This window comes from Paracoccus rhizosphaerae (assembly GCF_026162645.1).
In the GTDB taxonomy this organism is placed as follows: Bacteria; Pseudomonadota; Alphaproteobacteria; order Rhodobacterales; family Rhodobacteraceae; genus Paracoccus; species Paracoccus rhizosphaerae.
In genome coordinates this window covers 115,131-139,742 of record NZ_JAOTBE010000002.1, presented here as the reverse complement: position 1 = coordinate 139,742, position 24,612 = coordinate 115,131, and the positions used below count along the sequence as shown (strand labels likewise).

Annotated in this window: 22 protein-coding genes; 7 read left to right on the top strand and 15 right to left on the bottom strand. The window is 68.4% G+C overall.

Annotated features, from left to right (window positions below; genetic code table 11):
- Positions 1–108: 108 nt before the first annotated feature.
- A complete protein-coding gene (gene yghU / locus OC184_RS01815) occupies positions 109–969 on the bottom strand; it encodes a glutathione-dependent disulfide-bond oxidoreductase (protein WP_265505468.1) in 861 nt (286 codons plus the stop codon).
- A 104-nt stretch (positions 970–1,073) separates the two neighbouring features.
- Between yghU and OC184_RS01810 the strand changes: the two genes are divergently transcribed.
- Positions 1,074–2,153 (top strand): PA0069 family radical SAM protein, encoded by a 1,080-nt coding sequence (locus tag OC184_RS01810; RefSeq protein WP_265505467.1) that lies wholly within the window; start codon positions 1,074–1,076, stop codon positions 2,151–2,153.
- Here the strand turns inward: OC184_RS01810 and bmt are convergent.
- From bmt to rpsF, 4 genes are all read right to left on the bottom strand, one after another.
- Positions 2,150–3,139, bottom strand: coding sequence for a betaine--homocysteine S-methyltransferase (gene bmt / locus OC184_RS01805; RefSeq protein WP_265505466.1), 990 nt, complete (start codon positions 3,137–3,139; stop codon positions 2,150–2,152). The genes OC184_RS01810 and bmt overlap by 4 nt on opposite strands.
- Positions 3,140–3,304: 165 nt before the next feature.
- Positions 3,305–3,889 carry a 50S ribosomal protein L9 gene (gene rplI / locus OC184_RS01800; protein ID WP_265505465.1) on the bottom strand — a complete coding sequence of 195 codons (585 nt, stop codon included), beginning with the start codon at positions 3,887–3,889 and terminating at the stop codon, positions 3,305–3,307.
- 13 nt (positions 3,890–3,902) lie between these two features.
- Positions 3,903–4,130, bottom strand: a complete 228-nt coding sequence (gene rpsR, locus OC184_RS01795) for a 30S ribosomal protein S18 (protein ID WP_042247758.1) — start codon at positions 4,128–4,130, stop codon at positions 3,903–3,905.
- A 13-nt stretch (positions 4,131–4,143) separates the two neighbouring features.
- On the bottom strand, positions 4,144–4,575 hold the full coding sequence (rpsF, locus tag OC184_RS01790) for a 30S ribosomal protein S6 (RefSeq protein WP_265505464.1): 432 nt from the start codon (positions 4,573–4,575) through the stop codon (positions 4,144–4,146).
- 218 nt (positions 4,576–4,793) lie between these two features.
- On the opposite strand from rpsF, the gene speB reads away from it, so the two are divergent.
- The 4 genes from speB to OC184_RS01770 all read left to right on the top strand — a co-directional run bounded on the left by speB (position 4,794) and on the right by OC184_RS01770 (position 8,830).
- Entirely contained in the window at positions 4,794–5,756 is a 963-nt protein-coding gene (gene speB / locus OC184_RS01785) for an agmatinase (protein ID WP_265505463.1), read from the top strand.
- 117 nt (positions 5,757–5,873) lie between these two features.
- On the top strand, positions 5,874–6,929 hold the full coding sequence (gene prfA, locus OC184_RS01780) for a peptide chain release factor 1 (RefSeq protein ID WP_265505462.1): 1,056 nt from the start codon (positions 5,874–5,876) through the stop codon (positions 6,927–6,929).
- Entirely contained in the window at positions 6,926–7,762 is an 837-nt protein-coding gene (gene prmC, locus OC184_RS01775; protein WP_265505461.1) for a peptide chain release factor N(5)-glutamine methyltransferase, read from the top strand. The genes prfA and prmC overlap by 4 nt, the downstream gene beginning before the upstream one ends.
- 252 nt (positions 7,763–8,014) lie before the next feature.
- Positions 8,015–8,830 carry a DUF4167 domain-containing protein gene (locus OC184_RS01770; protein WP_265505460.1) on the top strand — a complete coding sequence of 272 codons (816 nt, stop codon included), beginning with the start codon at positions 8,015–8,017 and terminating at the stop codon, positions 8,828–8,830.
- Between the two features lie 640 nt (positions 8,831–9,470).
- Here the strand turns inward: OC184_RS01770 and rsmA are convergent.
- From rsmA to lptF, 6 genes are all read right to left on the bottom strand, one after another.
- Complete coding sequence (gene rsmA / locus OC184_RS01765; protein ID WP_265505459.1) at positions 9,471–10,319, bottom strand: 16S rRNA (adenine(1518)-N(6)/adenine(1519)-N(6))-dimethyltransferase RsmA; 849 nt, start codon at positions 10,317–10,319, stop codon at positions 9,471–9,473.
- Positions 10,320–10,389: 70 nt separating this feature from the next.
- Positions 10,390–11,355 (bottom strand): 4-hydroxythreonine-4-phosphate dehydrogenase PdxA, encoded by a 966-nt coding sequence (gene pdxA, locus OC184_RS01760; protein ID WP_265505526.1) that lies wholly within the window; start codon positions 11,353–11,355, stop codon positions 10,390–10,392.
- Positions 11,352–12,623, bottom strand: a complete 1,272-nt coding sequence (locus OC184_RS01755) for a peptidylprolyl isomerase (RefSeq protein WP_265505458.1) — start codon at positions 12,621–12,623, stop codon at positions 11,352–11,354. The genes pdxA and OC184_RS01755 overlap by 4 nt, the downstream gene beginning before the upstream one ends.
- Before the next feature lie 32 nt (positions 12,624–12,655).
- The gene (locus OC184_RS01750) at positions 12,656–15,037 is read right to left on the bottom strand and encodes an LPS-assembly protein LptD (RefSeq protein ID WP_265505457.1); all 2,382 of its coding nucleotides are present in this window, start codon (positions 15,035–15,037) and stop codon (positions 12,656–12,658) included.
- Positions 15,034–16,143 (bottom strand): LPS export ABC transporter permease LptG, encoded by a 1,110-nt coding sequence (gene lptG, locus OC184_RS01745; protein ID WP_265505456.1) that lies wholly within the window; start codon positions 16,141–16,143, stop codon positions 15,034–15,036. Before lptG ends, OC184_RS01750 begins: the two co-directional genes overlap by 4 nt.
- Positions 16,140–17,258, bottom strand: a complete 1,119-nt coding sequence (lptF, locus tag OC184_RS01740) for an LPS export ABC transporter permease LptF (protein WP_265505455.1) — start codon at positions 17,256–17,258, stop codon at positions 16,140–16,142. The genes lptG and lptF overlap by 4 nt, the downstream gene beginning before the upstream one ends.
- A gap of 111 nt (positions 17,259–17,369) precedes the next feature.
- Between lptF and OC184_RS01735 the strand changes: the two genes are divergently transcribed.
- Both OC184_RS01735 and OC184_RS01730 read left to right on the top strand, forming a co-directional pair.
- Entirely contained in the window at positions 17,370–18,842 is a 1,473-nt protein-coding gene (locus OC184_RS01735; RefSeq protein WP_265505454.1) for a leucyl aminopeptidase, read from the top strand.
- A gap of 79 nt (positions 18,843–18,921) precedes the next feature.
- Entirely contained in the window at positions 18,922–19,371 is a 450-nt protein-coding gene (locus tag OC184_RS01730; RefSeq protein WP_265505453.1) for a DNA polymerase III subunit chi, read from the top strand.
- Positions 19,372–20,001: 630 nt separating this feature from the next.
- Here the strand turns inward: OC184_RS01730 and urtE are convergent.
- Genes urtE through urtB form a run of 4 tightly spaced genes read right to left on the bottom strand, consistent with a single transcriptional unit; the run spans position 20,002 to position 24,610 of the window.
- Positions 20,002–20,709: an urea ABC transporter ATP-binding subunit UrtE gene (gene urtE / locus OC184_RS01725; RefSeq protein ID WP_265505452.1), complete on the bottom strand. Its 708-nt coding sequence runs from the start codon at positions 20,707–20,709 to the stop codon at positions 20,002–20,004.
- A gap of 1 nt (position 20,710) precedes the next feature.
- Entirely contained in the window at positions 20,711–21,451 is a 741-nt protein-coding gene (gene urtD, locus OC184_RS01720; protein WP_265505451.1) for an urea ABC transporter ATP-binding protein UrtD, read from the bottom strand.
- On the bottom strand, positions 21,448–22,683 hold the full coding sequence (urtC, locus tag OC184_RS01715) for an urea ABC transporter permease subunit UrtC (RefSeq protein ID WP_265505450.1): 1,236 nt from the start codon (positions 22,681–22,683) through the stop codon (positions 21,448–21,450). The genes urtD and urtC overlap by 4 nt, the downstream gene beginning before the upstream one ends.
- Before the next feature lies 1 nt (position 22,684).
- Positions 22,685–24,610: an urea ABC transporter permease subunit UrtB gene (gene urtB, locus OC184_RS01710; protein ID WP_265505449.1), complete on the bottom strand. Its 1,926-nt coding sequence runs from the start codon at positions 24,608–24,610 to the stop codon at positions 22,685–22,687.
- Positions 24,611–24,612 lie beyond the last annotated feature (2 nt).

Here is a 24,612-nt window from a genome sequence, read left to right as displayed (position 1 = left end):
TTTCACACCCCCGGACCCCCGTGGGGTATTTCGGCAAAGAAGAAGTTGTTCTCTTTTGTGCAAATACCCTGGGGGAGTCCGAAGGACGGGGGGCAACGCCCCCCTTTCTCATGCCTGCAGCTTGTCCTGGGTCTTCGTTAGGAAATCCGACGCTTCGTGGCGTTCGTGCAGCTGCTTTTCCGGATCGCCGGACACATTGTTGACCATGATGCCCCGTTGCACGGCCGGTCGCGATGCGACCTCGTCCTGCCAGCGGTGCAGGTTCTTGTAGCTTGCCGCATCAAGGAAGGTCGCCGCGTCGCCATAGGCGCCGCCGGTGATCAGGCGACCGTACCAAGGCCAGATTGCCATGTCGGCGATGGTATAATCCTCGCCTGCGATGAAGCGTGCCTCGGCCAAGCGCTTGTCCAGCAGGTCAAGTTGGCGCTTGACCTCCATCGTGAAGCGGTCGATCGCGTATTCGATCTTTTCGGGGGCATAAGCATAGAAGTGGCCGAAGCCGCCGCCCAGATAGGGTCCAGCGCCCATCTGCCAGAACAGCCAGTTCAGCGTCTCGGTCCTGGAGGCGGGGTCCTTCGGCAGGAACGCGCCAAATTTCTCGGCCAGGTAAAGCAGGATCGATCCGGACTCGAAGACCCGCTGCGGCGGGTTGGTCGAATGGTCCATCAGGGCCGGGATCTTGCTGTTCGGATTGACCGCAACAAAGCCGCTGCCGAACTGATCGCCATCGCCGATGCGGATCAGCCAAGCGTCGTATTCGGCGTCGTGGCCTGCCTCGAGCAGTTCCTCGAGCATGATGGTCACTTTCTGGCCGTTCGGCGTGGCCAGTGAATAAAGCTGCAGCGGGTGCTTGCCGACCGGCAGATCCCGTTCATACTGCGCGCCGGCGGTGGGCTTGTTGATGCTGGCGAACTTGCCACCATTTTCCTTGCCGGCGGTCCAGACCTTGGGCGGTGTGTAATCGTTCATGGCGGATCCTGTGCTTGCCTTGCCCAAAGATGTGAGCCGGCTGACGAAACATCAAGCCGCGATCGGACTTGGCACATGTTCGCCATGTGTTCTATGATGCACCCATGCTGCCGCCCCGCAATCCCGACCAGCGCCTGAAGGCCCGAGGTGCCGATACCCGGCCCGAAGGACGCTTCGAATCCAAGCACCGCATCCGCGAAAGCGACGGCTGGGATATCCCCGAGGAACAGGACCTGCTGCGGACCGAGGTGACGACAGAGAGGCCACGCAGCATCATCACCCGCAACACCTCGCCCGACATCAGCTTTGACCGGTCGATCAACCCCTATCGCGGCTGCGAGCATGGGTGCATCTATTGCTATGCCCGGCCCAGCCACGCCTATTTTGGCCTGTCGCCCGGCCTGGATTTTGAAACGCGGATCATTGCCAAACCCGAGGCGGCGGAGCTGCTGGAGCGGGAATTGGGGCGGCCATCCTATCGGCCGGCGCCGATCGCGCTGGGGACGAATACCGACCCCTATCAGCCGGTCGAGGCGAAGCTGGCGATCATGCCTGGCATCCTGCGGGTGCTGCGCGACTGGAACCATCCTGTGACGCTGGTGACGCGGGGCCAGATGGTGTTGCGCGACCTGGACCTGTGGGCCGAGATGGCCGCGCGCGACCAGGCGGCGGTCGGCGTCAGCCTGACGACGCTGGATGCGGACCTGGCGCGGGCGCTGGAGCCGCGCGCGCCGGCGCCCGCCACCCGGCTGCGGATGATCCGCGAACTGTCGCGCGCGGGCGTGCCGGTGCGCGTGATGATCGCCCCAGTCATCCCCGTCCTGACCGAGCCCGAGATCGAGCGCCTGCTGGCCGCCGCGGCCGAGGCGGGCGCCACCACCGCCAGCATGATCCCGCTGCGGCTGCCCCATGAGGTCGCGCCGCTGTTCCGCGACTGGCTGGAGCGGCACCGGCCCGGCATGGCGGCACATGTCATGAACCGGGTGCAGGCGATGCGCGGCGGGCGCGACAACGATCCGCGCTTCGGACACCGCTTCAGGGGCGAAGGCATCGAAGCGCAACTGGCGCTGCAGCGTTTCCGTCTGGCGCGCAGGCGGCTGGGATATCGAGAGGGCAGCCCGGCGCTGGACTGCTCTCGTTTCGGGCCGCCGCCGCGCGCCGGGGACCAGCTGTCGCTATTCTAGTGCCGCCGCCCGATCGTCAGCCCGTCGCCGCTATCGGCGCTGCTGAAGGCCCCAAGACGCGCGGTGATCTGCTCCAGCGTGGGACGAAGGCCTCTCGGCCGCGTCTCAAGCGCCTCGTGCATGGCGCGCAGATGGTCGGGCATGGTGCCGCAGCAGCCGCCGATCACTCGAACGCCCATGTCACGGGCCAGGCAGGCATAGTCGGCCATCAGCTGAGGAGTGCCATCATAATGGATGTGCCCGTCCTTCAGGTGCGGGACCCCGGCATTGCCCTTGGCGATGATCGGACGCTCGTTCCCCGAGGCCATGAAGCTTGCCACGGTCCGCAGCAGGTCCGGCACCCCGACCCCGCAATTGGCGCCATAGGCGACGGGCGGGTTCGGCAGGCGTTCGACCGCGGCGGAAAGCTGGATGGGCGTCGCGCCCATGATCGTGCGGCCTGCCGTGTCGAAGCTGAGGCTGCCGCACCAGGCCATGCCGGTCAGGCGGGCGGCCTCGGCCGCGGCCCGCAGCTCCTCGATCGAGGAGAGGGTCTCAACCCAGAGGATGTCCGCGCCGCCGTCGCGCAGCGCCTCGGCCTGTTCGTGGAACATCTCGACCGCGCGGGCATGGGTCAGGCCCCCGACGGGGGCCATGATCTCTCCGATCGGGCCGATGCTGCCCGCGACGACGACAGGCCTGCCGGCGCGGTCGGCCTGGTCGCGGCCGATGCCGGCGGCGGCGCGGTTCAGTTCGGTCACGCGGTCGGCGGCACCGTGCAGGCGCAGACGGCTGGCATTGGCGCTGAAACTGTTCGTAAGGAACAGGTCCGACCCGGCCTCGATGGCGCTGCGGTGCAGGGCGGCAATCCGGTCGGGATGGCTGAGGTTCCAAAGCTCTGGCGGGGTGCTTCCATCCAGGCCCATGTTGAACAGTGCCGTGCCCGTGGCGCCATCCGCCAGAACGACGTCGCGCGCGGACAGCATCCGGCTGAGCGCGTCTGTCATCCCCACGTCCCTTTCTGGCAGGCAAATCGGCCCGGCATCGGCAGTTCCAATCATCAGGTCCATGTCGTCGAATCTGTCCCGCATGTACGGTTTTCAGATGAACGAATGAAAAACCGCGCCGGTTTCCCGGCGCGGCAAATATCCCCTGATCCCGAAAGGTTGGGATCAGTTGCGGTCGTCGCCCTCGTCGTCCGAGGCGCCGCCGATGTCGTCGAACAACTCGGCGATCTCGAATTCGGCTTCGGCATCGGCTTCCGCGGCCAGATCCTGGATGGACTTGCCCTGCGCCTGCAGCTCGGCTTCTTCGTTCGAGCGGGCGACGTTCATGGTGATCGTCGCCTCGACTTCGGGGTGCAGCACGACGGTGACGTCATGCAGGCCCAGATCCTTGATCGGCGCGCGCAGGACGACCTGCTTGCGGTCGACGGTGAAGCCGGCCTCGGTCGCGGCATCGGCGGCGTCACGCGTGGTGACCGAGCCGTAGAGCGCGCCCGAATCGGATGCCGAACGGATGACCACGAAGGTCTGGCCGTCCAGCTTTTCGGCGACCTTCTGGGCCTCGGCCTTCGATTCGGCGTTCTGGGTTTCCAGTTGGACCTTGCGGGTCTCGAACGACTTGATGTTCGCGTCCGAGGCGCGCAGCGCCTTGCCCTGCGGCAGCAGGAAGTTGCGGGCGTAGCCTTGCTTGACGTTCACGACGTCGCCCATCTGGCCCAGCTTGGCCACGCGTTCCAGCAGGATGACTTGCATCTTTCAGGTCTCCTTACTTCACGACATAGGGCAGCAGGGCGAGGAAGCGGGCGCGCTTGATCGCACGGGCCAGCTCGCGCTGCTTCTTGGCCGAAACGGCGGTGATGCGCGAGGGCACGATCTTGCCGCGTTCCGAGATGTAACGCTGCAGCAGGCGCGTGTCCTTGTAGTCGATCGCGGGCGCATTATCGCCCGAGAACGGGCAGACCTTGCGGCGGCGGAAGAACGGTTTGTTCGCCATGGTTCAGATCCTCTCAGTTCCGCTCGCGGCGTTCGCCGCGGTCGCCGCCCCGGTCACCGCGATCACCGCGGTCGCCACGATCACGGTCGCCACGCGGACGATCGCCGCGGTCGCCACGCTCTTCGCGCTTCTGCATCTGGACCGAGGGGCCTTCCTGATGCTCGTCCACGCGGATGGTCATCACGCGCATGACGTCGTCATGAAGGCGGGCCAGGCGCTCCATCTCCTGCACGGCGGCCGAGGGCGCGTCCGAGCGCAGAAAGGCATAGTGGCCCTTGCGGTTCTTGTTGATCTTGTAGGCGAGGGTGCGGACACCCCAGTATTCGTGGTCGACGACCTTGCCGCCGTTGTCGGCGAGGATGGTCGAGAAGTGTTCGATCAGCCCTTCGGCCTGCGTGTTCGACAGGTCCTGGCGGGCGATCAGCACATGCTCATAGAGAGACATGGCGATCCTTTCGATATGGTGCGCATTTCATCGACGGGCCGTCCCTTCCGCACCCGTCACGAGAGGCTGCGCCGTTGAAACAAGAAGCAGGCGGAAGGATGGCGTTCCATAGCAGCAATTCCTGGGGATGCAACCTGATTCGGGGTGGCGGCGGCGCGTGGGGCCTTGCGGTGGCTGGAAGCCGCGGGCAGTCTGTCGCCGCAACAAGGGGGGCCGGCATGGCGCTGGAAGACGCGAAGACTCAGGTGGATCAGGCCTTCACAAGGCGGGACCTGCGCGGGCTGTCCTTCGAGAACGCCTTCGGCGGCGCGACCAGCTTTCTGCGCCGGCGATACACCAAGGACCTGGCCGGGGTCGATGTGGCGGTGACCGGCGTACCCTTCGACCAAGCCGTCACGCACCGGCCGGGCACGCGGTTCGGTCCGCGGGCGATCCGCGAGGCATCGGCCCTGCAGGCCTTCGACGCGCCCTATGGCTGGGGTTATGACCCGCTGTCCGTGCTGGACGTGATCGATTATGGCGACATGGCCTTCGATTATGCCGACACGCGCGGCGTGCCGGGGCGGATCGAGGCGCATATCGGCGCGATCATGGATGCCGGTGCGGCCCCAATCACGCTGGGGGGCGATCATTCGATCACGCTGCCGATCCTGCGGGCGGTGGCGGCGCGGCGCGGGCCGGTGGCGCTGATCCAGTTCGATGCCCATTCCGACACCTGGGCCGACGACGATCCCGACCGGATCGATCACGGCACGTTCCTCTACAAGGCAATCCGGCAGGGGATCGTCGATCCGGCGGCAAGCGTATCGATCGGCATCAGGACCGACAATCCGGACACCCTGGGGGTGAGCATCCTGGATGCGGCCTCGGTCCACCGCGACGGGGTCGCGGCGACGCTGGCGCGGGTGCGCGAAGTCATCGGCGACCGCCCGGTCTATGTGACCTTCGACATCGATGCGCTGGACCCGGCCTTCGCGCCCGGCACGGGAACGCCGGTCTGGGGCGGGTTGGCCAGCTGGCAGGCGGCGGCGCTGCTGCGCGGGCTGGCGGGGATCGACCTGATCGGCGGCGACGTGGTCGAGGTCTCTCCCCCCTATGACCCGACGGGAGCGACCGCGATCGCGGGGGCCCATGTAGCGGTCGAGCTGATCGCGCTGCTCGGCTGGAACCGGCGTGGCTGAGTTGCGTCCTGCGACGGCCGGGGGCGCTTCGCCCCCCGGACCCCCCGAGGGTATTTTGGCAAAGAAGAAGCCGGCGGGTGGCTTGTTCCGGGGCGGGGCCGGGGGTATGGCGCGGTGATGTTGCCAGAAGATCGCCTGAGCCAGATCGTCCAGCGGTTCGAGTTTCTCGAGGCGCAGCTGAATGCCGGGGTTGCGCCGGACCAGATCACCAGGATCAGCCGCGAATACGCCGAACTGAAGCCGGTGGTCGAGACGGTCGGCCATTGGCGCGCCGCCCAGGCCGGGCTGGCCGAGGCGCGGGCGATGCTGGACGACCCCGAGATGCGGGCGCTGGCCGAGGACGAGTTGCGGCGGCTGGAGGATGAGATGCCTGCGCTGGAGCAGGCGCTGCGGATCGCCATGCTGCCCAAGGATGCGGCCGATGCGCGTCCTGCGATCCTGGAGATCCGCCCGGGCACTGGGGGGGACGAGGCCGCCCTGTTCGCGGGAGATCTGCTGTCGATGTACCGCCGGCACGCCGAGGCACAGGGGTGGAGCTTTCAGTTGCTGGAGCTGACCCAGACCGAGTTGGGGGGCGTCAAGGAGGCCATTGCGCGGATCGAGGGCGAGGGCGTCTTTGCGCGGCTGAAATACGAGTCGGGCGTCCACCGCGTCCAGCGCGTCCCCGAGACGGAATCCGGCGGCCGCATCCATACCAGCGCCGCCACCGTGGCCGTCCTGCCGGAGGCGGCCGAGGATGCCGAGATCGACATTCCCGCGGGCGACATCCGCATCGACACGATGCGTGCCAGCGGGGCAGGCGGCCAGCATGTGAACACCACAGATTCGGCCGTGCGGATCACTCACCTGCCGACAGGCATCGTGGTGACCAGCAGCGAGAAGTCCCAGCACCAGAACCGCGCCAACGCGATGGCTGTGCTGCGGGCGCGGCTTTACGACATGCAACGCGCGGCGGCGGATGCCGAGCGGGCCGCCGACCGCAAGAGCCAAGTCGGCAGCGGCGACCGCAGCGAGCGCATCCGAACCTATAATTTTCCGCAGGGCCGCATGACGGATCATCGCATCAACCTGACGCTCTATGCGCTGGACCGGATCATGGCGGGCGATCTGATCGAGATCATCGACGCGCTGACGGCGCATGATCAGGCCGCGCGGCTTGCGGTGGCGCCATGATGCTGTGGCAGGCCCAGGCCGAGGGGGCGGCCCTGCTGCGCGCGGCCGGGATCGACGGCGCCTCGCGCGATGCGGACCGCATCCTGGCGGCGGCTCTGGGGATCGAGCCCGGCCAGCTGCGCATTACCGACGATCGCGCGCTGACCGGGGAGGAGGCCGGACGGTTCCATCGGGGCATTGCGGCCCGAGCGATGAACCAGCCCGTCGCGCAGATCGTGGGCTTTCGCGATTTCTGGGCGCATCGCTTCAAGGTCACGCGCGACACGCTGGACCCGCGGCCCGAAACGGAGGCCCTGGTCGAGGCCGCGTTGATGCGGCCCTGGCGCAGCGTTCTGGACTTGGGAACGGGGACGGGGGCGATCCTGATCTCGCTTCTTGCGGCACGGCCGGGGGCGACTGGGACCGGGACCGACATTTCGGAGGCCGCGCTGCAGGTGGCACGCTTCAATGCGCGGCAGGTGGGGGTCAACGCGCGCTTCCGGCAGGCCGACTGGTATCAGGGCATCACCGGAGCGTTCGACCTGATCGTGTCGAACCCGCCCTATATTGCCGCAGCCGAGATGGCCGGCCTGTCGCCCGACGTGCGCGACTGGGAGCCCCGGACGGCGCTGACGGACGGGGCCGACGGGCTGAGCGCCTATCGTGCGATTGCGGCCGGTGCGCGGGGACTGCTGGCGCCCGGCGGGGCGGTCCTGGTCGAAATCGGTGCGACGCAGGCCGATGATGTTGTCGCCATCTTCCGCGCGAGCGGTGCGGAAACGCGTGTCCTGAAGGATCTGGACGGCCGCGATCGCGTCGTGGCGGCGGATATTCCCGGAATTGCGGCGAAATGACACCGGCGGGCGGGCAGGTTTCTCAGTTTCCGCTTGTCTTGGCCGGCATGACGTGATTAGTCACCCATGTGCGACAGGCCCATGCCGTCGCTCGGGTCAGCCTGACACTGCCGATTCCGATGGGGCGCAAGCTGCGCCTCAACCTGGACGAGGCGGGGCTGAACGGAGAGGTCACCCGCCCCCGTAGCCGTCCGACACCGCCGTCCAGTTCAATCTGGCACCCTGACGATCAGTAACATTACAGACAGACGGATGAGATCATCAAAATCCCGCTCGCGTAGCAAATCGAACCGCCAGCGCTCGCTGGGGAATATCGTCAATCGCGTCTTCGACAGCTCGGGTCCGGAAGGAAAGGTGCGCGGCACCCCCCAGCAGATCATCGAGAAGTACCTGACGCTGGCCCGCGACGCACAGCTGTCCGGGGACCGCGTGGCGGAGCAGAGCTTCCTGCAGCATGCCGAGCATTATACGCGCATGCTCGGGGAGGCGCAGCGCGAGATGGCCGAGCGGCAGGCCCAAGGGCATTCGCAGGGTCGGCAGTCGGACGACGACAACGGTTATTCGAACCACGGCTATGGCAACGGCGGGAACAGCCACGGCTATCACGGCGGCGGGCAGGGCGATGGCCAGGGCGGCCAGAACACGCGTCGCGACGGAGCCCGGGACCAGCAACCGCGCGACCAGCAGCCTCGTGATCAGCAATCGCGCGACCAGCAACCGCGTGATCAGCAGGGCAGGGACCAGCGGCCGCCGCGCGAAACCCGCCCCGAGCCGTCCGAGGTCCCGCAGCCGGACGACGCCCCGAGCCTGCCCGAAGTCGTGCAGGCCGGTGACGGGAACGCCGCCGAGCCTGTCAGCACCCCCGAGGCCGAGGCCAAGCCCGCGCGCAGCCGGACGTCCCGGCCCCGCACCCCGCGTGCCCCTGCAGCCGAGAAAGCGGCGGGCGAGACGGCAGAGCGCAAGCCCCGCAGCCGCCGCAAGCCCGCTGCGGATGCCGCGCCGTCGGATCCGGCGGTCGAACAGCGTCAGGTCGACAGCACCGCCCCCACCGGCGGTGACCAGGACTGACCCTCGTTGCCACGAACCTGTCGCGGCTTCTCCGCGGCAGGATATCGTGGCGGCTTGATCCATGATCCCTTCCCTGCATGACAGGTGGGGAATGTGACGGACCCACCGCGTACCGATAGCTCGTCAATGACATGATGATCCTAAGGACGACTTCAGAGGTTCGTCCCGCGGTGCTGAGGCCATGGTGGTGATCACGGCAGGTCGGGGGAGCCTCGGGCCAGCTGGCAAACGGGGCAAAGCGCAAGCTCGGCTTGAACTGTCCGCTCGGCGGAGTTGCAGGTTAACATCGCTTCTTCATCTGCGGCGTCCTGCATGAGCGGTTTTTGCGGGCAGAGAAGGCTGTGGGGTGGTGGAGAGGATGCGGCCTGACATCCGGCAGGCGCACCATATCCAGACCTGATGATGCCGGGTGCTTGCGAAGATTGCCGACGCGCAGAAATTTGATTGCCGGGCTGTTCGACAAGCATTTCTGGAAGCACCCAGATTTCTTCCAAAGCCGTGCGCCTTGCCGACCAAACGCGCTTCTTGCCGCTGGAATATTGACAAGTCCATCGCCGCGCTGGTTACAAAGCCTGTCAAATATGACCTCCTAAGCGGACGGGGCCACAGCTTTTTGGACGTGTCGTGAGACGTTTGTTGCTTAGCCTGCCGATCGTGCGTCGGCCAAGGCACGGGCGAGGGCGCAGAACCGCTGAAGGTCGATTTCCTCGGCGCGGGCGGTCGGGGGGATGTCCACCGAGAGCAGAAGGTCTTCGATCTGCGGATGCAGCCCCTTGAGGCTGGCCCTGAGCATCTTGCGACGCTGGTTGAAGGCCGCCGCGGTGATCTGGGCCAGCACCGCCGGATCGGCCAGAAACCTGGGCCGGGGCAGCGCCGCCAGGTGGACGACGGCGGAGTGGACCTTCGGGGCCGGCACGAAAGCTTCGGGCGGAAGGGACATGACGATCCGCGCGTCGGCGCGCCACTGCGCCAGAAGCGCCAGTCGGCCGTAAGCCTTGGACCCCGGCGTGGCGACGATCCGCTCGGCCACCTCTTTCTGGAACATCAGCGTCAGCGACTGCCAGAACGGCGGCCACTTGCTGGGCGTCAGCCAGCGGATCAGAAGCTCTGTCCCGACATTGTACGGCAGGTTCGCCGCGATGCGGATCGGCGGGGTCAGATGCGCCAGCGGGTCGATCTGCAGCGCGTCGCCGTTGATGACGGTGAGGCGGCCCGGGTAGGCATCTGCGATCTCTTGCAGCGCGGGCAGGGCGCGGGGGTCCTTTTCGATGGCCAGGACGTGGCGGGCGCCTTCGGCCAGAAGGCCGCGGGTGAGACCGCCGGGACCAGGGCCGACTTCGAGCACGTCGCAGCCGGACAGGTCACCCGCCTGCCGGGCGATCTTCGAGGTCAGGTTCAGGTCCAGAAGAAAGTTCTGGCCGAGCTGCTTCTTGGCACGCAGATCATGGGTCGCGATGACCTCGCGGAGCGGGGGGAGCTTGTCGATCATGATGCGGAGCGAGGCGCCGGGGGCGTTCCGCCCCCGGACCCCCTGAGGGTATTTGGGCAAAGAAGAAGCGTCATGCACGGGCCTTGGACATGTCGCGCGCCAGTTTCAGCGCGGCGAGGGTCGAGGAGGGGTCCGCCAACCCGCGGCCGGCGATGTCGAAGGCGGTGCCATGGTCCGGCGAAGTGCGGATGAACGGTAGGCCGAGCGTCACGTTGACCCCGCCCGAGAAGTCGAGAGTCTTCACGGGGATGAGGGCCTGGTCGTGATAGGCGCAGACGGCGGCGTCCCATGTGGCGCGTGCAGGGGCGTGGAACATGGTGTCGGCGGGTAGGGGGCCGGCGAGGTTCAGCCCCTCGGCGCGGAGGCGGGCGATCAGGGGGGCGATGATGTCCCGGTCCTGGCGGCCCATCGTGCCGCCTTCGCCTGCATGGGGGTTCAGGCCTGCGACCGCGATGCGCGGTGCGGCAATGCCAAAGTCGCGGATCAGGCCGGCATGGGTCAGGCGGATGGCCTGTTCCAGCGCCTGCGGGGTCAGCGCAGCGGGCACGTCCTGCAACGGGATGTGGATCGTGGCCGGCACCACCCGGCAGGATGGCGTCACCGTGGTCGAGGCCAGCATCATCGCCACGGGCACGTCGCCTGCCAGATGCGCCAGATATTCGGTATGGCCGGGGAAGGCGAAGCCAGCGCCCTGCTTCAGCGCCTGCTTGCTGATCGGGGCGGTGGTGATGGCGGCGACCTGGCCGGTCATCGCCAGTTCGACCGCGCGGGCGATGACGGCGATGACGTCGGCTGCATGGGCAGGATCCGGCGTGCCGGGGGTTGCGGGGCCGGCAAAGTCGTGGCGCAGCACCGGCAGGTGGCCGGGCTGAACCGGGTCCGATGGCGACTGCACCTCGGTCCAGGCGGTGCCAGGCGGCAAGTGGCGCGGGTCGCCCAGCCAGACCGTGTCCACGCCCGAGGCGAGCGCGAATGGCGCCAGCTCCGGCCCGATGCCCGCGGGTTCGCCGCAGGTCAGCAACACCCGTGCCATCAGGGGCGCCGGATCACGGCATCGGCGCGCAGATCGGCCAGAAGCCCGTCTGCGGCCGCGTTGATCTTGGTGTTGAACAGTTGGTCGCGGACGGCTTCCCTTGTCGGGATGCCCGGCGCCTCGGACTGCGGGACCGCGGCCTCGACCCCGTCATCGGGAAGGGCAGTCGTCGCGACATCGGCCTGCGCGGCCAAGGCCGGCTGGCGCGAGCAGAGGACGACCAGCTGGGCTGCGGCGCCGGTAGGCACAACGCCCGCCTCGCCGGCATCCAGCGAGGCGAGGCGGGTGGCGATCAGCGTCGGGATCTGTGCCTGCGACACGGTCTGGCGTTGGACACGGGCCGAGGCTTCGGGTCCGGCCTGAACGTAAAGGTCGTCGCAGCCTCGGGTGCGCGCGGCCAGCGATGCCGCATCAGTCACCGACGCCATCGGCAGGGTCAGGTATTCGAGGACCTGCTCCTGCGCGCCGGGGCGCATGGTGCCCTGGGCGTCGCGCAGGAAGAACAGCACCACGGCGCCCTCGACCGGCAGGGGGCGCGTCACCTGACCGGGCTGCAGCGCCGTCACGATGGGGCGCAGGCTGGGCGCCAGGTTGTCCAGCGCCAGCATTTCAAGCCGGCCGCCGGCTTCGGCCGAGGGGACGGCGGAATACTGGCGCGCGGCTTCGGCGAACTGGGCCTCGGTCGGGCGGGATGCGGCGATGCGTTCGGCCAGCGCCAGGGCCTGGCCCTCCTGACCCGGCGGGGCGGGAATGATCAGTTCGGACAGAAGGACGCGGTCGATGACCGGTGTCTCGATAGCGCGCTGCAGGGCTTGGTCGACCTCGGCGTCCGAGATCTCGATCTGCGGCAGAAGCCGGGCGCGGACCACCTGTCGCCAGGCGGTGCCAGCCTCGACGAAGTCGCGGAAGACCCCCGGTTCGATCCCGGCACGTTCCAGCTGCGCGGTGAAGCTGGCGGCGTCGAGGCCGGCGCGTCCGGCGAATTCCTCGAGCCCCTGTTGCAGCTGTTCTGGCGAAACCTCGACCCCGATCTCTCGTGCGGCCTGGATGCGCAGGCGGTCGTCGATCAGCGCCTGTTCGGCGGCCTGGGGGGTGGCGTCGGGCGCGCCGATGACCTGCAGGAAGCGGACGCGCTGGTCGACCTCGTACCGGGTGACGGCGCTGTCGTTCACATAGACGACCGGCGCGAACAGGTTCTGCGCCGATGCGGGGGCGATGGCGCCCGTGGCCATCACCGCCGCCAGGGCGATACCCGATAGGAAGTGCCGCATTGCTGCCCTCATCTTGGTTCTTGGCGCGCAGACTAGCGCATGCAGGATCGGCGCGCCACCGTGCCCGGTGCGTCCTGACGCTGGCCGAAGCCTTCGAGCCGGACCGACAGGTCGAAGCTGGTTTCCGGCCTGACCAGGTCGGAGGTCGTGAAGCGCCGTGACAGACCCGATTCGACCGTGATGCATTCGTTGCGATAGGCCACCTGCAGCGATGCCCGCTGCGCCCGGTCGGCCGAGAAGTCATAGCGGGTCTCGGCCTCGCCCCACCAACCGTCGGCGATCTGCCAGCCGACATTACCGATCAGTTCGCTGGCGTCGGCCGGGCGGCCCTCGTCCTCGTCGCGGTCGATCCACAGATAGCCGGCCGAGACCTGCAGGTCCGGCCGCAGCCAGCCGACCCGCAGCTCGTTGCGCGAAATCCCGAAGCTGTCGTCGAACAGGGCGCGGTTGGCGACGGCCAGGCCGGTGCCGCTGTCGTAGTTCGCTGACAGAAGCCAGTCAGAGCTGCGACCGCCCAGGGGCGAATCGTCGGCGAAGTTGTCGGCGTCGCGGCTGCGCAGGACGCGCCCGCCGGTCACGCCAATCGACCATCCGGTGGGGTCGAGGCGGGTCCAGGTGACGCCGACATTGGCGCGCAGCCCCGTCTCTCGCACGTCCCAGCCGGGGAAGCGGTTGTCGGAAAAGAGGTTCCCCTCGTCGAACTCGATCAGGCGGCTGTCCTCGTTCGGGATGTCGTCGTCGCGCCCGCGCGGGGTGTAGAGGACCTGGACGACGGGCTCGACCATGTGGGTGGCGCCGCCGCGGGCGGTTGCCAGGGGCCAGCGCAGCTCGACACCGACCTTGGGGTCGACGCGGGTCACGATGTCGTCGAAGCGGTCGTCCTGCGCGACACGATAGACGTCGGCCTCAAGCCCCGCCAGCGCCGCGCCCACCACGCCGCCCGGCAGGATCCGGCTGCGCCGCCAGTCCAGTCCGACCGAGGCCCGCGCCATGTCGCGTCCGATCCGGTCCGCGTCGGATGGACGGCGGTGGGCATGGGCCGACCATTCCAGCACCGCCTGCCCGCCGATGAGGCGCGGCGAGAACCGGCGCATCCAGATCACGTCGGCCACCTGCGCGGGCGAGGTCGCGCCATCCTCATCCTCGCGCAACGTCTCATAGTTGCCGACCCTGCCCCAGACCAGCTTGTCGCGGCGCACCCGTTCCAGGGTCAGCCCGCTCCACAGGCGGTCGGCATCGGTGACGTCATAGTCCAGCAGATAGGCCCGGTCCGAGGCCGACTGCACCTGCATGCCAAGACGATAGCCGCGCGGCAGATCGAAGCGCGCGACGCCGAAGACATAGCCGCGCGTCTCGCCCTCGCGAAGGTCGTCGCGGCTGATGGCGCCGTTCCACTCCGTCGCGCCGTTGGCGAAGGCTTGTCGATAGCGCAGCTCCAGCGTCCGGGTGCGGTCCAGCGACAGGTAGGGCGTGAAGGTCAGGTCGGCGCTGTCGCCCAGGGTCTGGAAATAGGGCAGCTTGACGCCGAATCCCAGGCCCGAAGTCGTGCGGATCTCGGGGCGCAGAAACCCCGACCGGCGTTCCACCGTGGGATCGGGCGCGGTCAGCGCGAAGGGCGCATAGGCCAGCGGCACCCCAAAGGCGCGCAATTGCGGGTGGTCGAAGGTGATCAGCCGGGTCTCGGCGTCGTGAGTGATGCGGCGGGCCCTGATCTCCCACAGGGGCGTCGGGTCGCTGGCGCAGATCTGGCACGACGAGGCGACGACCTGGCTCAGCTCGCTGATGCGTCCGTCGTCGCGGCGTTCCAAGCGGGTGGCGGCCAGTTGCAGTTCTCGCGCCAGGACAAGGCGCGCGCCCAGGATGATCCCGTTCTGCAGGTCCTGGTCCAGCTGGGCCGAATCGGCGATCAGCACGGCCTCGCTGTCGGGGTCGGCGCCGGGGCGGGACAGGTGGATCGGCCCCTCGATGGTCAGTGCGCCGGTCTGGCCGTCGACGATGACGCGGGACGCGATCAGCCGTGCCCCCTGGTGCCAGATGACGACGCCGCCCGCCGCGATCAGCGTCCGGTCGTCGCGCAGCACGACGTTATCAGCCAGCACTGTGGCGGGGCTGGTCTCGTCCTCCGACAGGTCGGTACCGGGCAGGGTCAGGCGGGCTTCGGGCGCGACGCTGGCCGGCGTGATGGTCAGGGGCGTGCGGTCGCCCACCGGGTCGCTGCCCAGACTGGGCGCGGCAGGCGCCAGCGCCGAGCCGTCGCGATCCGTCACCGGCGCTCCGGGCATGTTCGGCATGACCGCCCCCGGCGCATCGAACAGCGTCTGCGCGCCGGCCGGCAGGGCCAGCGCCGTGGCACCGGCCAGCGCCGCGGCCAGCATCCTTGCCCGATCAACGGTCTTCTGCACGCGCGGGGTCATCCATCCTCTCGTTTCAGGATCAGGGCCATGGCCAGCAGGGCGCCGACGATGGGCGGGGTCCAGGCCGCCATGGCCGGCGTGATCTGACCATTATCCCCCAGAACCTGCGCCAGGTTGCGCAGAAAGAACAGTGCAATCCCCGCACCGAAGGCCAGAAGGACCGCAGTGCCGGTGTTGCGGCCCCGGACATGCTGCATGGTGAAAGCGGCGGCGATCATCACCATCGCGGCCATCAGGAACGGTCGCGCCAGCTCCATCTGGAACCAGACGCTGTGGCGGGCGGCGGAAAAGCCCGCACGCTCCAGCCCGGCGATGAAGGCCGGCAACTGCCAGACCGAGACCGATTCGGGCCGCCCGAAGCCTTCGCGGATGCGCTGCGCGGTCAGGTCGGACGCCAGCGTCAGGCTCTGGCTGCGGGTAACCTCGGCCTGGGGATTGGGGCGGTCCAGCGGGAAATCGGCGACATCGCTCAGGATCCACGCGCCGGGGGTCAGGCGGGCCTGGCGCGCCTCGATCCGGCGGACGGGGCCCGCATCGGCGTCGAAGACCAGGAAGCTGGCATCATAGAGCGTCACGGCATCCGGGCTGGCCCGGCTGGCACGGATGACGATCTGGCCGGCTTCCTCGCCGCCTTCCTGCACGGCCTGGCGCAGCCAGACGGCGCTGTCGCCGACGCTGACGGTCTGGCTGCCGGCGCGGTCGATCTCGGCCACGGCATCGTCGAACAGCGCCTCGGTCGCCGCCACCAGCGGGTTGAGCAGCCCGACCGTCAGCGCGCCGACCGCCACCGCCGTCAGCGCGGGGGCCGTGATCACCCGCAGCGCCGACCGCCCGGAGGCGCGGATCGCCACCATCTCAGAACTGCGGGCAAGGCCCAGGAACAGCGCGATCCCTGCCAGCACGGTCATCAGGGGCAGAATCGAATAGAAGCTGCCGGCGATGTTCAGCGCCGCCAGCCGCGCCGCGCCGCCAAGACCGATGCCGCGGTCCGAAAAGCGGCGGATCATCTCGATCATGTCGATCAGGAACAGGATCAGCAGGAAGACGCCAGCGATCAGCAGGAAGCTGCGCAGGAAGCGTTTAGCGACATAGCTGGCCAGAATCATGCCGCGCCCCTCGGGCCGCGCGGACGCGCCGCGATCCACAGAAGGCCCGCAGACAGCGCCGCCCCCGCCAGCGCGGGCAGATAGAGCACCGGCCACAGCGCCGGGTTGCGCCCGACCTGGTTGGCCGCCGCGTTTGAAAGGAACTGCACCAGGATCAGCCCAAGGATGGCCCAACCCACCTGCCGCCACACGCCAAAGCGTGAAAAGCTGCCGATCATCAGCGTGGCAAAGCCGATCATCGCAGCGACCGGCGACAGCAGGGGCTGGGCGATGCGCTCGTGCGCCTCGCGGCGGGCGTCCTGGGGCGTGGCGCCGGTCGCCTCCAGCAGCTGGGCGTCGGGATCCAGCAGCCGCAGCGTGCCATAGTCGCGAAGGTCGCGCCCCCGGTTGCCGCGTCCGCCGAACATCGCCCCGATGTCATAGCTGAATTCGTCGAACCTGGTCACCGCCATGCGGGGGCCGCCCGGGTCCTGGCGCAGGTTCTGGCTCATCCCCTCCAGCAGGACAAGGACGGGGCCGGTGTCGGTGCGCACCACGAGCGCCTCTTGCGCTGTATAGGTCACGCGGTCATCAGGGTTTCGCGCATCCTCGATGAACAGGTCCAGAAGGCGGCCGTCGGCGGCAACGTCGCGGATGAACAGCGTCACGTCGCGCGTGGGATACTGGAACGATCCCGGCCGCAGGAACTGTGCGGTCACGTTCTCGGCAATCTCGGCCGACCGGTCGGCCAGCCGGGCCCGCGCCATCGGCACCAGCCCGTGGACCAGCACCGCGACCATCAGCCCCACCGCGACCCCGAAGACCAGGACCGGCCGCGCCAGCCGCCAGGGCGACAGGCCTGCCGACTGCATCGCCACCAGCTCGGATTCGCCGGACAGGCGGTTCGTGCCGTAGGCGGTCGCGGCGAAGGCCGCCACCGGCAGCACGACCGAGATCACCAGCGGCAGCGTCAGCGCCGTGAACTCCAGCACGACCAGCGCGGTCTGGCCGTCGTTCAGCAGGTCGTCGAACAGGCTGACCGCCCGGTTGATCCAGTAGACCGACACCAGCACCAGCGCGAAGAAGCCGAACAACGTCAGCAGCTGGCCAAGAATATAGCGGTCGATCCGGGGCATGGGCTGCCTTCTTCGCGTGACGTTTCGCCTTGCTTAGCCGCAAGGGCGGCTCTGGAAAAGGGCCGGGCGGGGGGCTAGGGTCGGCGCAACCAGACGAGAGGACCGTTCCAGATGACACAGCCTGTCGAAATCAGCTTCACCGAAATCGCCCCCGAGAAACTGGCCGAGCATCAGGGCCGTGTCGCGCTGATCCTGACGGCCGGCGACAAGCTGCCCGGCAAGCTGCCGCGTGCCACGCGCGAGGCGGCGGCGCGCGCGCTTGCGTCGAAAGCGGGGCAGGCGCTGAAACCGGGGCAGGCGCTGGAACTGGCCTTTCCCGCCGGCATGGCCGCCGAGGCGCTGGTGCTGGTCGTGCTGCCCAACACCGCCACCCAGGCCAAGGCGCGCCGCGCCGGCGCCGCCATCGGCGCCAAGCTGGGGCACGTCCACACGCTGGTTCTGGCGGGCAGTCACAAGCTGGCCGACCAGGTGGCGCTGGGGCTGGCGCTTCGAGGCTATGACTTCGACGCCTACAAGACCAAACCCGAGGACGAGAAGCCCGGCGGCCGTTCGCGCGTGACCTTCATGGTCAAGGATCCCGAGGCACTGGCCCGCAGCGCCTCGGATTCGGCTGCCTTGGCCGAAGGCGTGTTCTTCACCCGCGACCTGGTGAACGAACCTGCCAACATCCTGACCACCAGCGACTTCGCCGACCGCCTGCTGGCCATGCAGGAGATCGGCCTGGAGGTCGAGGTCCTTGACGAGGACCAGCTGCGCAAGCTGGGCATGCGCGCGCTTCTGGCCGTGGGCCAGGGCAGCGAAAGCCCCTCGAAGATGGTCGTCATGCGCTGGAACGGCGGCGGCGACGAGGCCCCCCTGGCCCTTGTCGGCAAGGGCGTCGTCTTCGACACCGGCGGCATCTCGATCAAGCCCGGCGCGGGCATGGAGGAGATGACGATGGACATGGGCGGCGCAGGCGTCGTCGCGGGCACCATGCGCACCCTGGCCCTGCGCCGCGCCAAGGCTAACGTCGTGGGCCTTGTCGGACTGGTCGAGAACATGCCGGACGGCGGCGCCTATCGCCCCGGCGACATCCTGAAGTCCATGAAGGGCGACACGATCGAGGTCGTGAACACCGACGCCGAGGGTCGGCTGGTTCTGGCCGATGTCCTCTGGTACGCGCAGGACCGCTTCAACCCCAAGGCGGTGATCAACCTGGCGACCCTGACCGGCGCGGTCATCGTCGCGCTTGGGCACGAACATGCCGGCATCTTCTCGAACGACGACTCGCTGGCCAACGAGATCCTCGCGGCCGCGCGCGCCGAGGGCGAGGGCGCTTGGCGGATGCCGCTGGCCCCGGCCTATGACACGCTGATCAAGTCACGGCTGGCCGACATGAAGAACTCGGGCGGCCGCGCGGCCGGGTCGATCACCGCGGCGCAATTCCTGCAGCGCTTCATCAAGGAGGGGCAGCCCTGGGCGCATATCGACATCGCCGGGGTGACGTTGCCGCCGCAGGCCACCGACCTTGCGCCCAAGGGGGCGACGGGTTGGGGCGTCATGACGCTCGATCGGCTGGTGCGCGACGAATACGAGGGCCGGTGACCCGCCGCCGTGACCCGAGTGGCGCGCCCATCGCGCCCGCGGCGCGCCGGTTTCGGCCGGCTGCGGTCGGGGCCGCTTGATGGGCAAGGCGCTGTTCTATCACCTCACCCGCTCGCCGGCCGAGGCGCTGCTGCCCGTCCTTCTGACGAAGGCGCTTCAGGCCGGCTGGCGCGTCGAACTGCGCGGCCCCGATCCGGCGCGGCTCGATCGGCTGGACCAGCAGCTGTGGCAGGGTGACGGCTTCCTGCCGCATGGCCTCGCCGGGGGGCCGCACGATCTGCGCCAGCCGGTGCTGCTGACGGTGCCGGGGCAGCCTGCGGCGAATGCGCCGTCCTGCCTGATGGCCATCGACGGTGTCGACGTCGCCCCGCCCGAGGCGGTGGCGCTGCAGCGGACCTGCATCCTCTTCGACGGCGGCGACAGCGGCGCGGTCGCCCGCGCCCGCGAGCAGTGGCGCGCCCTGACCGGCGCCGAGGTCGAGGCCGAATACTGGTCCGAGGAATCCGGCCGATGGGAGCGTAAGCGCTGAGTTAGCGCGGATGCCAGTGGTTCGCGACCGCCAGTGACAGGGTGTCCTGAACGCTGCGTGCTCGCCATCCTTGATGGGTGACGGGGGCCAGAGCCGGGCTAGCTGGCGAAGAAAGTTTGGATCGCCCGTTCAGACCGTTCGCGTCGAACCGCTATTTTCGTGCATCAGCCCTTATCGATCCCTATCCCATGTGCCACGCGCCACCTCTGCTCATCTGCATCGCGCTGCCGCACCGAAACATGCACATGGTGGATCGTGTCGAGAGGAACGTCCCAGTATCCGCCATGAGGCAGGCAAGAAGGAGCGCTGCGTCCCGGATCAGTCAGTCAGAAGCAACGAAGGCTGGTCGATGGGCAGGTGCTGAAACACCTGGGCGAGGGCGCCGTATCAATGGCCGTGGCCTCTCCGACCGGCTGTTGAAAGCCTCCCATGCGGCGTCTTCGGAGGCATATCGCCGAGCCGGGATTGGGCAGCTCCATCATCGAAGCCCGCGTCCGCGTAAAGCGATCACCGCGGGCCTGCGACACGCCGCATTTGCTTCGGGTCATTGCGCGGCCGAAGGACCTGGATGCTGCGGCGCCAGAGCCGGGTTGGAGCTGCGGCGCGGGTCGGGGGACCGCCACATTGATGTCAAGCGGCGGCATGGCCTGCCAGGCGGGCGTGCAGGTCCTCTCGGCGCAACGAGGATTTCGGTCCCTGCATGACCGCCCGGCCGCGTTCCATGACAAGGAAATCGTCGCCCAGGTCCCAGGCGAAGTCGAAGAACTGCTCGACCAGGACGATCGCCATGTCGCCTTGGTCGCGCAAAGCGGCGATGACGCGGCCGATCTGGGCAATGATGTTGGGCTGGATGCCCTCGGTCGGCTCGTCCAAGAGCAGGATGCGGGGCCGGGTGATCAGCGCGCGGGCGATGGCCAGCTGCTGCTGCTGGCCGCCGGACAGGTCGCCGCCGCGCCGGTGCGCCATCTCGGCCAGGACTGGGAAGCTCTCGAAGATCTCGTCGGGAATGCGACGGTCGGCGCGGGGCAGGCAGGCAAAGCCCGTCTCCATGTTCTCGCGCACGGTCAGCATCGGGAAGATCGCCCGCCCCTGCGGCACATAGCCGACGCCCATCCGCGCCATCTTCTGCGCCGACAGGCGGCCAAGCGGCTTGCCGTCCAGGACGACCTCTCCGCCTGTCCGGGGATGTCGCCCGGCGAGCAGGTTCATCAGTGAGGTCTTGCCGACGCCGTTGTTGCCCATCACGCAGGTGACGGCGCCCAGGCGGGCGGTGATGTCGATGCCGTGCAGGATCTGGCTGCCGCCGTAATGAAGGGTTAGGTTCGTCGCGGTCAGCATCCTATCGCCCCAGATAGACGTCGATGACGTTGGGATTGCGGGTCACGTGGTCCAGGCTGCCCTCGGCCAGGACTGACCCCTGGTGCAGCACCGTGACCTTGCAGTTCAGGCGGCGCACGAAGTCCATGTCGTGTTCGACGACCACGACCGCCCGCGTCTCGGCCAGCTTGCACAGCAGCGTGGTCGTCTGTTCGCGTTCCGCCAGCGTCATGCCGGCGGCCGGCTCGTCGACCAGCAGCAGGCGGGGGGCTGAGGCCAGCAGCATGCCGATCTCGAGCCATTGCTTCTGGCCGTGGCTCAGCTCTCCGGCGCGGCGGGTCAGCTGGGCGGACAAGCCGACCTCGTCGGCCAAGGCCAGAACGCGCGCCTGCGATTTGCGCGACGGTCGCCAGCCCAAGACGGCGAAGGGGTTGCGGTCGGCCTTCAGCGCCATGGTCAGGTTGTCTGCGACGGTCTGGTCCTCGAAGACGGTGGGACGCTGGAACTTGCGGCCGATGCCGGCGCGGGCGATCTGCGCCTCGTTCATCTTCAGCAGCGACCGGCCATTTTCGCCAAAGCGGACCTCGCCGTCATCGGGCGTGGTCTTGCCGGTCACGATGTCCATGAAGGTGGTCTTGCCGGCGCCGTTCGGGCCGATGACGGCCCGCAGCTCAACCGCGTTGATCGAGAACGACAGGTTGTTGATCGCCTTGAACCCGTCGAAGGACTTGCTGATGCCGCTGACCTCCAGAAGGGCGCTCATGCCTTTGCCTCCTGTTCTTGCAGGGCGCCCTGATCGGCTCCAAGGTCGAGGCCGCGCCGACTGGGCGGCATGACGCCCGCCAACCGGTCGAAGATGCCGGCGATGCCCTTCGGCGCGAACAGCGTGACCAGTACGAAGGACAGGCCAAGCGCCACCTGCCACCAGTCCACCCAGTTCACGACATAGACGCCCAGGTTCAGGTCGGGCGCCCGACCGCCGGTGAACCAGCTGGACAGAAGCGACACGACCACGGCCCCGATGACCGCCCCGTAAAGCCGGCCGCGGCCGCCGATGGCGACCCAGACCGCCAGATAGATTGAGGCGATGGGCATCAGTTCGGCCGGGTTGATGATGCCCGCCTGCGGATAGTAAAGCGCGCCCGCCACGGCGGTGATCATCGCGGCCAAGGTGAAGACGACCAGCTTGAAGCCTTCGACCGGGTAGCCCAGGAACCGCACGCGGGTTTCGTCGTCGCGGATCGCGCGGATGACGCTGCCGAACTTGCCGCTGACCACCCAGGCCGCCAGCAGGTAGAAGACCCCAAGCGCCGCGGCGGATGCCCAGAGGAACCAGACCGACAGCGTCGCCTGGTCCACGCCCTCCAGCCCCGGCAGGTTCTGCAGGCCCGACAGCCCGTTGTTGCCGCGAAAGCCGCTGTCGTTCTGGAACAGCCACAGCGCCAGGGCCAGCGTCATCGCCTGCGTCAGGATCGACAGATAGACGCCGTTCACCCGGCTGCGGAAGGCCAGCCAGCCGAAGACCAGCGCCAGAAGGCCCGGCACCACGACAACCAGCAGCATTTGCAGCGGCAGGGAATGGGCGAAGGACCAGACCAGCGGCAGGTCGGCGCTGCCGACGACGCCGAAGATCTGGTTCGCCACGGCCTCTTGCAGTTCCAGCGCGGTGGGCGGGATCGGGCTCTGGGCCAGCTGAACGGCGACGATGCTTTCCGTCCGGGCGTACATCAGCCACTGCCCGATCATGTAGCCGCCAAGCGCGAAGAACGCCATCTGCCCCAGGGACAGGATGCCCAAATAGCCCCAGACCAGGTCCATCGCAACGGCGGCCAGCGCCAGACACAGCGTCATGCCGAAGACCTTGACCGTCGAGGTCGGGATGACGCCCGACCCATAGGCGTGGCTGAGCACCGTGACCGCGACGGTGAAGACCGCCAGCACCGCCAGGACGACCAGGATCGAAGGGCTCTGCAGGATGAATGGCTTGCGGGTCATGTCACGCCTCGGCTGCGCGGCCGCGCTGCGGGATGATCCCGCGCGGACGGAACTGGATGAAGATGATGATGAAGAGAATCATGAAGGTCTGCGCCGCCAGCGTGTTCGCGGGGTTCAGCGATTCGATGACCTTGGACAGACCGCCGATCAGCGTGGCCCCGGCCAGCGTACCCCAGATGTTGCCCACGCCGCCCACGACCACGGTCATGAAGCTTTGCACGATGTAGCCTTGGCCCAGTTCGGACGTGACCTGCGCGAAAAGCCCGATGGCGATGCCCGCGATGCCCGCGATGCCTGACCCCAGGCCAAAGGTCAGCATGGCGATGCGGTCGGGGTTGATGCCCATGCTGGCGGCCATGCCGGGGTTCTGGGTGACAGCGCGCACCTCCAGCCCCAGGCGCGTGCGCTTCATGATGAACAGGAACAGGCCCAGGAACATCAGCGCCAGCACGAAGATCGCCACGCGGATCGAGCTGACGCCGATCACGTCGTTGACCGTGATCGACCCCTCCAGCCAGGCGGGCGAGGTCAGGGGGCGGGCCTGTGTGCCGAAGATGTTCTTGGCCAGCTGCTGCAGCGCGATGGACACGCCGAAGGTCGCCAGCAGCGTTTCCAGCGGGCGATGGGCCAGGTGGCGGATCACCAGCCGGTAGAGGACCACTCCCGCAACGAAGGTCATTGCGAAGGCCAGGGGCAGCGCCACGATCAGCGACAGCGTGCGGTCCGCGATCAGCGTCTGCACGGTGTATCCGGTATAGGCGCCCATCATGATGAATTCGCCATGCGCCATGTTGATCACGCGCATCACGCCAAAGGTCACCGCCAGCCCGATGGCGGCCAAGAAATAGATCGAAGCCAGCGACAGCGCGTCCAGACCCAAATCGATGGTGGTCATCGCGGCCAGCCGGACCTGAGCGCGGGTCTGCGCGGCGGCGGCGGCATCCGTCACGGCCGGATCGGTTTCGGCATAAAGCTGGAAGAAGCGGTTCGCCTCCAGCGCGGCCTCGGCCTCGGCATCGGTGGCGGCGGGGGGGACGGTGCCGGCGGCTTCCAGAGCCTCATAGGCGCGGTCGCGGGCGTCGGGCGACGACAGATCGGCCACAGGGATGCCGCCCACCTTTCCGTCGACGATATGCTGGGCCAGAACGCCGCGTAGCCCATCGCGGGTCAGCGGCGGCTGCAGCAGGTCCTGCTGGACCAGCTGCGCCAGCGCCGCATCGCGGGGAAGGTCGTCGCCGCCCGGCGTCAGTTCGCGCGCGACGTTGGCGCCGTCCGGCGGTTCGGGCGCGGCGACGGTCCGCGTTGCCAGCAGCGGGTTCAGCGCGGCCCTGAAGTCCAGCCCGACGTCGCCCGCCAGGTCGTTGATGGCATTCACGCGGGCAGCGTTGTCCTCGCCCACTTGGATGGTCAGCAGGCGCTCCAGTCGCGCCTTGCGGGCGGCCAAGGCAGGGTCGGGATCGTCCAGCGCTCCGCGGAGCGCCTGCAGCTGTTCGAAGGTGCCGCCGCGGGCCAGCGTGTCCAGCGCCGATGCCCGCCGTGCCGGGTCCGGGTCCGACAGAAGCCCCGTCACCAGCGCCGATTCGATCACGCCGCGCACGCCAGAGTTCGGGCGCAGCGCACTGCCCTCGGCGCCGGGCGCCAGGTCGCCAGTCACCGCGTCGAGGGGCGGGTCGCCCGCGATCAGCAGCCGACCGTCATCGGTCAGCGACAGGTCGCGGCCCGCCCATGCCTGCAGCAAGGCCAGCCCCTCGGGCCCGGTTGCGGCGATTTCGGCCACCAAGGGGCCGACGGTCAGTCGCGAGGGGCGCTCGATCTGGTCGATATTGCCGTCAACCACCGCCTGAAGCGCGGGATTGGCCAGCGCCGGGATGGGCAGGATCAGCGCAAGAGCGCAGGCAAGCAGGCGGAACCGGGTCACGCAGGGCATCC

Bases quoted from the DNA above. Each gene is read 5' to 3' on its own strand.
- prmC (WP_265505461.1), top strand. From the start codon at position 6,926: ATGATGCTGTGGCAGGCCCAGGCCGAGGGGGCGGCCCTGCTGCGCGCG.
- bmt (WP_265505466.1), bottom strand. From the start codon at position 3,139: ATGACAGACGCGCTCAGCCGGATGCTGTCCGCGCGCGACGTCGTTCTG.
- urtE (WP_265505452.1), bottom strand. From the start codon at position 20,709: ATGCTGACCGCGACGAACCTAACCCTTCATTACGGCGGCAGCCAGATC.
- urtD (WP_265505451.1), bottom strand. From the start codon at position 21,451: ATGAGCGCCCTTCTGGAGGTCAGCGGCATCAGCAAGTCCTTCGACGGG.
- OC184_RS01730 (WP_265505453.1), top strand. From the start codon at position 18,922: ATGGGCAAGGCGCTGTTCTATCACCTCACCCGCTCGCCGGCCGAGGCG.
- yghU (WP_265505468.1), bottom strand. From the start codon at position 969: ATGAACGATTACACACCGCCCAAGGTCTGGACCGCCGGCAAGGAAAAT.
- OC184_RS01750 (WP_265505457.1), bottom strand. From the start codon at position 15,037: ATGACCCCGCGCGTGCAGAAGACCGTTGATCGGGCAAGGATGCTGGCC.
- OC184_RS01810 (WP_265505467.1), top strand. From the start codon at position 1,074: ATGCTGCCGCCCCGCAATCCCGACCAGCGCCTGAAGGCCCGAGGTGCC.
- prfA (WP_265505462.1), top strand. From the start codon at position 5,874: ATGTTGCCAGAAGATCGCCTGAGCCAGATCGTCCAGCGGTTCGAGTTT.
- urtB (WP_265505449.1), bottom strand. From the start codon at position 24,610: ATGCCCTGCGTGACCCGGTTCCGCCTGCTTGCCTGCGCTCTTGCGCTG.
- rpsF (WP_265505464.1), bottom strand. From the start codon at position 4,575: ATGTCTCTCTATGAGCATGTGCTGATCGCCCGCCAGGACCTGTCGAAC.
- OC184_RS01735 (WP_265505454.1), top strand. From the start codon at position 17,370: ATGACACAGCCTGTCGAAATCAGCTTCACCGAAATCGCCCCCGAGAAA.
- OC184_RS01770 (WP_265505460.1), top strand. From the start codon at position 8,015: ATGAGATCATCAAAATCCCGCTCGCGTAGCAAATCGAACCGCCAGCGC.
- OC184_RS01755 (WP_265505458.1), bottom strand. From the start codon at position 12,623: ATGCGGCACTTCCTATCGGGTATCGCCCTGGCGGCGGTGATGGCCACG.
- rplI (WP_265505465.1), bottom strand. From the start codon at position 3,889: ATGCAAGTCATCCTGCTGGAACGCGTGGCCAAGCTGGGCCAGATGGGC.
- urtC (WP_265505450.1), bottom strand. From the start codon at position 22,683: ATGACCCGCAAGCCATTCATCCTGCAGAGCCCTTCGATCCTGGTCGTC.
- rpsR (WP_042247758.1), bottom strand. From the start codon at position 4,130: ATGGCGAACAAACCGTTCTTCCGCCGCCGCAAGGTCTGCCCGTTCTCG.
- lptF (WP_265505455.1), bottom strand. From the start codon at position 17,258: ATGCCCCGGATCGACCGCTATATTCTTGGCCAGCTGCTGACGTTGTTC.
- lptG (WP_265505456.1), bottom strand. From the start codon at position 16,143: ATGATTCTGGCCAGCTATGTCGCTAAACGCTTCCTGCGCAGCTTCCTG.
- rsmA (WP_265505459.1), bottom strand. From the start codon at position 10,319: ATGATCGACAAGCTCCCCCCGCTCCGCGAGGTCATCGCGACCCATGAT.
- speB (WP_265505463.1), top strand. From the start codon at position 4,794: ATGGCGCTGGAAGACGCGAAGACTCAGGTGGATCAGGCCTTCACAAGG.